The sequence below is a fragment of the Streptomyces sp. SID1328 genome (assembly GCF_009865595.1).
Classification (GTDB): domain Bacteria; phylum Actinomycetota; class Actinomycetes; order Streptomycetales; family Streptomycetaceae; genus Streptomyces; species Streptomyces griseoluteus.
In genome coordinates, this window is the sequence record NZ_WWKH01000066.1 from 1 (window position 1) to 3,388 (window position 3,388).

General features: G+C 73.9%; 2 protein-coding genes and 1 pseudogene. 2 read left to right on the plus strand and 1 reads right to left on the minus strand.

The features are described 5' to 3' along the window. A pseudogene (locus tag GT030_RS02105) lies at positions 1–352 on the plus strand (ABC transporter ATP-binding protein); the annotation flags it as partial. 61 nt (positions 353–413) lie between these two features. Beyond that, positions 414–1,289, plus strand: coding sequence for a TauD/TfdA family dioxygenase (locus tag GT030_RS02110; RefSeq protein WP_161199547.1), 876 nt, complete (start codon positions 414–416; stop codon positions 1,287–1,289). A gap of 46 nt (positions 1,290–1,335) precedes the next feature. Here GT030_RS02110 and GT030_RS02115 read toward each other — a convergent pair whose 3' ends face one another. Continuing rightward, on the minus strand, positions 1,336–3,306 hold the full coding sequence (locus tag GT030_RS02115) for an FAD/NAD(P)-binding protein (RefSeq protein WP_161199548.1): 1,971 nt from the start codon (positions 3,304–3,306) through the stop codon (positions 1,336–1,338). Positions 3,307–3,388: the final 82 nt, after the last annotated feature.

The window sequence follows — 3,388 nt, forward strand, 5'->3', positions numbered from 1 at the left end:
GCAGCGCGTCGCCATCGCCCGCGCGCTCGCCGCCGAGAACCCGCTGCTGCTGCTCGACGAACCCTTCGCGGCGCTGGACGCGCTCACCCGTGAACGGCTCCAGGAGGACGTGCGCCGGATGGCCGCACAGGCAGGGCGCACCACGGTGTTCGTGACGCACTCGGCCGAGGAGGCCGTGTTCCTCGGCTCCCGCATCGTGGTGCTGACCAAGAGCCCGGGGACCGTCGCGCTCGACCTGCCGGTCACCCTGCCGCGCGGTGAGGTGGACGCCGAAGAGCTGCGTGGCTCACCGGAGTTCGGGGAACTGCGCGCCGAGGTCGCGCACGCCGTGAAGAGCGCCGCCGCGGCCTGACCGTCGTACCGCGACAGGAAACCAGGTCCCAGGACGGGGCCGTACCGGAAAGGACACCCGTATGAGCATCCTCAGCGACCGGCCCGCGGCGACGCGGCTGCCGCTCACCGAGCTGGGCCCCAACATCGGCGCCGAGATCGACGGCATAGAGCTGGCGCACCTGGACGACGACGGCGTGCTCGCGCTGCGCGAGGCCCTGGTGCGCCACAAGGTCCTCTTCGTGCGGGGACAGCACCTGCTCGACGACGCGGGGCAGATCGAGCTGGGCCGGCGGCTCGGTGAGGTCACGGCCGGGCACCCGGTGCACGACTCCGGCGACGTGCCGCCCGAGGTGTACTCGCTGGACAGCCAGGACAACGGCTTCGCCGACGTGTGGCACACCGACGTCACCTTCGTCGCCCGCCCGCCCGCCATCTCCGTGCTGCGCGCGGTGGTGCTGCCGCCCACCGGGGGCGACACCAACTGGGCCGACAGCCAGGCCGCGTACGAGTCGCTGTCGCCGGGGCTGCGGGCGCACATCGACACCCTCACCGCCGTGCACGACGGCTCCCGCGAGTTCGGCTACTACCTCGCCCAGCGCCGGCAGGGGAAGGGCAACCTGTGGGAGGGCGAGGTGTTCACCCAGCTCACGCCGGTGGAACACCCGGTGGTACGGGTGCACCCGGAGAGCGGGCGCAAGGGGCTGTTCGTGAACCCCGGCTTCACCTCGCACATCGTCGGCGTCTCCGAGCACGAGAGCCGGGGCCTGCTGGACATTCTCTACGCACACCTCACCAAGCCGGAACATGTGGTCCGGCACCGGTGGCAGCCGGGTGACGTGGCCCTGTGGGACAACCGCAGCACTTCGCACTACGCCAACCGCGACTACGGCGACCAGCACCGGGTAATGCACCGGATCACCCTGCGCGGCGACATCCCCGCGGGGCCGCAGGCGTGAGTACGGAGGGGCTGCCCGGTCATCGTCCGGGCAGCCCCCTCGTACATCAGCCCCCGACCCGGGCGCAGTCGACCGGACCCGGTACGTACGGCTCCGACGGCTCGGCGTCCAGCGCCCGCAGCACCGCCCTGGCCACCGTGTCGTTCTGCCGGAAGGCGGGCGCGTCGGTGCGGGGGCGGGCGAAGGCGGCGATGGCCCGGCTGTCGGTCGGGGCGCCCAGGGCGATCCGGCGCGGGTGCGGCCGGCCCAGGCCCGGGTCGATCAGATGGCCGTCGGCGGGGGAGACGGTGATCCGGCCGGACCGGTGCCGGTGCGTGCCGTCGGCCACCACCTCCTCCGCCAGCGCGCCGGTGCGGTGCAGGTGCCGCAGCAGCGGGTCCTCGGTGCGGTCCAGGTTCGGACCCGGCAGATACGCCTCGATCAGGGCGGTCGCGTGCACCGTGTGCCCCGGCACCGTGGGACTCGTCGCCGTGAAGGTGCCGGTGGCCTCGTCCGTGCCGACCCTTGTGCCGGCGCCGAGGAAGCGCACCACACCGGCGCGGGACAGCGCGTCCAGCTCCCGCAGCCGGAAGCCGGGCGGCCCGGAGGCGAGGAAGCTGAAGAACCCGTGCCACCAGCCGTCCAGCCCGTCCGCCAGCGAGCGTGCCGTCAGCCGTCCGGAGGCCACCAGCGCGGGCAGTTGGCCGTATATCGAGAGCAGCGCGAGGAACGCGCCGAGGTCGGCGCTGTGCTCCGGGTCCTCGCGGCGGGCCAGATCCTCGCGGACGTAGGCGCGCAGGTGCTCCTGGAAGGCGTCCGGGGTGTCGAAGACGAGACCATCCAGCGGCCGGTCCAGCGCCTCGAAGTCCAGCCGGTCGGCCGGGTCGGGTACGGCGGTGGCGACCAGCCCGGCCAACCGGGCCGAGTACCAGCCGAATCGGTCGTAGGCGGCCAGGAACTCCGGCCAGGGCATGGCCGTGCGCTCGGGGTGGGCGTGGAACAGCTCGTGGTAGTGGCCGAACCCGATCTCCTTGGCCATCAGCGGCCACACGTCGCGCCGCAGGTCCAGCGGACCGCCCCCGGCGGCCAGCGCGTCGACCGCCTCCGGGCCGAAGTACCGGGGGAGCGGCGGCCGGGGTCCCCGCAGCTGGTAGCCGGTCTTGGCGTGGTACGGCACCCCGCGCCGCGAGCCGACGTGCAGTACGGGTTCGCGGCCGGAGGGCAGGTAGGTCAGTGTGCCGTCCGGCTCGGTCCGGTAGGCGCCGCCCCGGCCCTCCGTGAGCAGCACCATCAGGTCGACGAACGCAAGCCCGAAGCCGCGCAGTACGACGTCCTCGCCGGGGCGCAGTCCCGACAGGTCGGCGTCGGCGGAGAAGGCGGGCGGCAGATGGAAGCGCCCGTGCCGCCGGGCGAAGTCCGCGTGAACCCGGTGCGCCGGGGCGGGACTTGAGCCCAGATGCCCCTGGGTCAGTATCACCAGGTCGGCGCGGAGCGGATCGCTGCGGCCGGCCAGCCGGACCTCCTGGGGGCCGTCGGCCGGGCCGGTGACCGAGGTCGCGGTGGTGCGGTGCCACTCGACGGTCACCGAGGGCGGCAGATCGGCCAGCGCCCGGCGGAAAACCCAGTCCAGATAGGCGCTCTGGGCACGACGGGTCGGGAAGTCGGCCGGGCCCAGGGCGCGGAGCTCGGCGAGCACCTCCGGGTCGGCCGGTTCCGCGTACGGGGTGAAGCGCGGGCCGTCCGGGACGGCGAACTGGGCCGCCCACTCGGCAAGCGAGGGGCCGGGGCGCACCGGGCCGTCCACGGTGGAGGTCTCGTCGGTGAACATGGTGACGTCCTCGGCCATGGAGTTCATCCGCAGCAGCGGCGACTGCTCGTGCCGCCAGACCCGGCCCGGACCGGGTGGGTGCGGGTCCACCAGATGGACATGCAACTCATTTCCCCCGGACCAGAGTTCGGGCGCGCTGGCGCCGATGCGCTCCAGCAGCCCGGTGGCGCGCGGTCCCGCGCCGACGATCACCAGGGTGCGCGTGCTCACCGGTCACCGCCGAGGGAGGCGCGGCGGGTCCGGGCGCGCAGCACGGTCAGCCAGGGGCCGAGCCGGGCGAGCGGACTGGGCG